General features: G+C 66.8%; 4 protein-coding genes. 3 read left to right on the top strand and 1 reads right to left on the bottom strand.

Annotated elements, in window-relative coordinates; genetic code table 11:
• Positions 1 to 311 (top strand): DUF1501 domain-containing protein (locus Q7O19_RS13155; RefSeq protein WP_303810945.1); only part of this gene is annotated, 311 nt, incomplete at its 5' end.
• Here Q7O19_RS13155 and Q7O19_RS13150 read toward each other — a convergent pair.
• On the bottom strand, positions 301 to 1,164 hold the full coding sequence (locus Q7O19_RS13150; RefSeq protein WP_303810944.1) for an alpha/beta hydrolase: 864 nt from the start codon (positions 1,162 to 1,164) through the stop codon (positions 301 to 303). The two genes, Q7O19_RS13155 and Q7O19_RS13150, sit on opposite strands and share 11 nt — an antisense overlap.
• 236 nt (positions 1,165 to 1,400) lie before the next feature.
• Between Q7O19_RS13150 and Q7O19_RS13145 the strand changes: the two genes are divergently transcribed.
• Both Q7O19_RS13145 and Q7O19_RS13140 read left to right on the top strand, forming a co-directional pair.
• Complete coding sequence (locus Q7O19_RS13145) at positions 1,401 to 1,850, top strand: (2Fe-2S)-binding protein (protein ID WP_303810943.1); 450 nt, start codon at positions 1,401 to 1,403, stop codon at positions 1,848 to 1,850.
• On the top strand, positions 1,847 to 4,078 hold the full coding sequence (locus tag Q7O19_RS13140) for a molybdopterin cofactor-binding domain-containing protein (protein ID WP_303810942.1): 2,232 nt from the start codon (positions 1,847 to 1,849) through the stop codon (positions 4,076 to 4,078). The genes Q7O19_RS13145 and Q7O19_RS13140 overlap by 4 nt, the downstream gene beginning before the upstream one ends.
• The last annotated feature ends 98 nt before the right edge of the window (positions 4,079 to 4,176 follow it).

Below are 4,176 nucleotides of genomic sequence, written 5' to 3'. Positions count from 1 at the left end.
TGGTGATCGCCGCCACCGAATTCGGCCGCACCGTGGCGGCCAACGGCACCGGCGGCACTGATCACGGCACGGCAAGCGCGGCGCTGCTGGCTGGAGGTCAATTGAAGGGTGGCCCGGCAGCGGGCCGCGTGCTGGGTGATTGGCCGGGCCTGTCACGCCTGTTCGATGATCGCGATCTGATGCCCACCACCAGCCTCAACAGCCTGTTTGCCGGAGCGGCGGCCGGGCTGTTCGGGTTGGACCCGGACCTAGTGACACGCCGCGTGTTCGCCGCAGCTCCGGCCCCACCAATGGCACTGATCAGGGCGTAAGCACACGCAGCAGAAAGTTGCTGGCATCGGTAAGCGCATTGGCCTTGCCGCGAAACGGCTTGGACAGGGCAAGCAAGATGCCGATGTGGCCGACATCGGGGTAAAGGCGCACTTCCGCGCGGCCACCCAGATCGGTGACCGCATTGGCCAACCGCTGGCTGTTGCGCGGCAGCACGGTGGTATCGGTCTCGCCATGCAACAGCAGCAGCGGCGGCGGATCGGCGCGGGCGAAATGGATCGGCTGCGTGTCGTTCGGATCGGCGGCATTGCCCAACGCCGCATCGGCTGCGCCGCCGGCCACGAACGGCCGGAAATCATAAGGGCCGGCCAGGCCCACTGCGGCCTTGATCCCGTCCGCGACGCCCCAGCGCCGATCGAGCGCCAACAACAGCGCGATGTGAGCGCCGGCACTGTGGCCCATCACCGCCACGCGGGCCGGATCCCCACCATGGGCTGCGATATTGGCGGCCACCCATTTCATCGCCGCCGCGCCATCCTCCACGAACGCCGGCCAGCGCACCTGCGGCACCAGTCGATAATCCGGCACCACCACCACAAAGCCGCGCGCCGCCAGCGCCCGCGCCGCAAAGCCATAACCTTGCCTAAGGCCGCTGTTCCAGCTGCCGCCATAGAAGAAGACGATGACAGGCAATTTCTGGTTGGCGCCTTTGGGTGCCCACACATCAAGCTTCTGGCGCGGATCGGTTCCGAAGGCCGCTCCGTCCACCAGTTGCTCCACGCCGCCATCACCGGGCGTGAGCCGGTTGAGGCCGTTCAAGGCGCCCAGCGGCGAACAGGCTGCGGCCAGTGGCGTCAGAGCAGCGACAGAGAGAAGCGAGCGACGGGACATCATGCCGGCGCGGTAAGGGGTTCAAGCAGAAAAGGAAAGCCTCCGGCGGGCAGGGACTCGTCCCTGCACCCGTTCGTTGGGCTGGGCTCTCGTGTGCCAGCATGAAGAGCGCTCTTGAAAGCGGGCCGGCTGAAATCGAACGGGTGCAGGGTCTGCGACCCTGCCCGCCAGAGGCCACTTCTTCCCCTTCCCTTTCGTTCCCGCTATGCTGATACTCACGCACAGGGGGAGTCCGCGTTATGAAGCTGAACATCAACGGCAAGTCGGTTGACGTCACTGCCGATCCGGACATGCCGCTCTTGTGGGCGTTGCGTGATGTGCTGGGCCTGACAGGCACCAAGTTCGGCTGCGGCGCTGGCTTCTGCGGGGCGTGCACGGTGCAGCTGGATGGTGAGCCAGTGCGCGGCTGCCAGACGCCGGTTTCGGCCGTGGGCACCGCCAAGATCACCACCATTGAAGGGCTTTCCGCTTCGGCCTGGGGCCGCAAGTTGCAGGATGCCTGGGTGGCGCTGGATGTGCCGCAGTGCGGTTATTGCCAGGCCGGGCAGTTGCTGGCCGCCGAATCGCTGCTGCGCACCACGCCCAAGCCGACCGATGCCGATATCGATGCAGCGATGAGCGGCAACATCTGCCGCTGCGCCACCTACACGCGCATCCGCGCCGCCATCAAGCAGGCGGCGGCCGCATGAAGGCCTCCCGCCGCGACATCCTGAAAGCCGGCGTGCTGGCTGGCGGCGGGCTGTCGCTGGGCCTGCAATTCGCCGGCGGTGCAAAGGCCAGCGTGCCCGGCGCGCTGTCGGCATTCGTCATCATCGATCCCACTGGCAGCATCCGCATCACCGCCCACCAGCCGGAAATCGGCCAGGGCGTGCGCACCAGTTTCCCGATGATGATTGCCGAAGAGCTCGACGTTGATTGGGCGCAGGTGACCGTGGTGCCGGCGCCAGGCAACCGCCAGGTTTATGGCGTGCAGCTGGCCGGGGGTTCATCGGCCACGCCGACCCAGTTCGAGCGCATGCGCCGGCTGGGCGCGGGCGCGCGCGCCATGCTGGTGCAGGCCGCCGCCAACGCCTGGGGCGTGCCGGCAGGCGAGATCACCACCGGCAGCGCCATGCTGCATCACAAGGCCAGTGGCCGCAGCGCACGTTATGCCGACATGGCCGAGGCCGCAGCCAGCATCGCGCCGCCCAAGCCGGAAAGCCTGACCCTGAAGGACCCGGCGCAGTTTCGCATCCTGGGCCAGCGCATCGGCGGCGTGGACAATCGCGCACTGGTCACCGGCAAGCCGCTGTTCGGCATCGATACCCGCCTGCCCGGCATGGTTTATGCCGCGTTCGCCAAATCGCCGGTGTTCGGCGGCAAGCTGAAGAGCGCCAACCGCGCCGCCGCGCTGGCGGTGCCGGGAGTGAAGGGCCTGATCAACGTTGCCGAGCGCCGCGATCTGAAGACGCAGATCGATGTGGGCTTGCCTGGCATCGAGGTGCTGCCTGAAGGCATTGCCGTGCTTGCCACCAGCACATGGGCGGCGCTGAAGGGCCGCGATACGCTGGCAGCCGTGTGGGAAGGCGGCGATGCAGCGTTCCAGTCAACCACCGCATGGGAAGCTGCCGCAGCCAAGGCGTTCAAGGATGGCCCGCAGAAGCCCGGTTACATGAACCACGGCAACGCGCCGGCCAAGATGGCGACCGCTGCGAAGAAGGTGACAGCGGATTACAGCTATCCCTTCCTTGCCCACGCAGCGCTAGAACCGATCAATGCCACCGCCCATGTGACGGCCGACAAGGCCGAGTTGTGGCTTTCGACGCAAACGCCGGAAGACGCGCGCCGCATGGTGGCGCTGGCGCTGGGCCTGAAGGTGGAGAATGTCACCATCCACCTGATGCGATCGGGTGGCGGTTTCGGCCGGCGGCTGATGAATGATTTCGCCGTGGAAGCCGCAGTTATCGCCAAGGCCGCCGGCGTTCCGGTGAAGCTGCAGTGGGACCGCGCACAGGATTTCGCCCACGACTGGCTGCGCCCCGGTGGCTGGCACAAGCTGGAAGCCGGGCTGGACGAGAAAGGCGACATCATCGCCTGGCACGATCATTTCGTCAGCTTCGGCGCTGATGGTGCGTTGAACCCCACCGCCGTGATCGATGGCTCGCTGTTTCCGTCGGGCGTGATCAAGGATTTTCGCGCCGATGTGACGGTGCTGCCGATCGCCTCCACGCTGGGCTGGCTGCGCGCGCCGATCAACAACGCCTTTGCCTTCGTCACCCAGGGCTTCATCGACGATTGCGCGATTGCTGCCGGGCGTGACCCGCTGGAGTATCGTCGTGGCGTGCTGGGAAGCCCACGCGCCATTCCGATCGCCGAGGAGTTCAGCGGCGAGACCGGCGAGGCGATGAAGGGCACGCCCTACAACACCGGCCGCATGCGCGGGGTGCTGGACAAGGCCGCCGAAATGGCCGGCTGGGGGCGCAAGCTGCCACCGCGTCGCGGTTTGGGCATCGCCTTCCACTTCAGCCACCTCGGCTATTTCGCCAATGTGGTCGAAGCCAGCGTAGCGGGTGATGGCAGCGTGAAGGTGCATCACGTGTGGGTGGCGGCCGATATCGGCAAGCACATCGTCAACCTGTCGGGCGCGGAAAACCAGGTGCAGGGCAGCGTGATCGACGCGCTCGGCGCCGCGTTGGGCCAGCGCATCACCTTTGTTGATGGTGCGGTGGAGCAGAAGAATTACGGCGATTTCCATCTTGCCCGCATGGACATGGCGCCGGCCGTGGATGTCGCCTTCCTGTCCACCGATTATCCGACCACGGGTTTGGGCGAGCCGGCCTATCCCAGCCTCGCCCCGGCGCTGGCCGGCGCGATTTACCAGGCGACTGGCAAGCGCCTGCGCACCCTGCCGCTCGACACCAGCCAACTCACCGCGTGAGGCCACTATGAACATCCAGCTCAGCCGCCGCAATTTCCTGTTTGCCAGCGCGGCGGTGGGCGGCGGCCTGTATCTGGGCCTGTCGCCGGAGCGGGCCG

It is taken from the genome of Sandarakinorhabdus limnophila DSM 17366, from assembly GCF_945882885.1.
GTDB lineage: Bacteria > Pseudomonadota > Alphaproteobacteria > Sphingomonadales > Sphingomonadaceae > Sandarakinorhabdus > Sandarakinorhabdus limnophila_A.
This window is presented reverse-complemented; position numbering and strand designations above follow the sequence as displayed.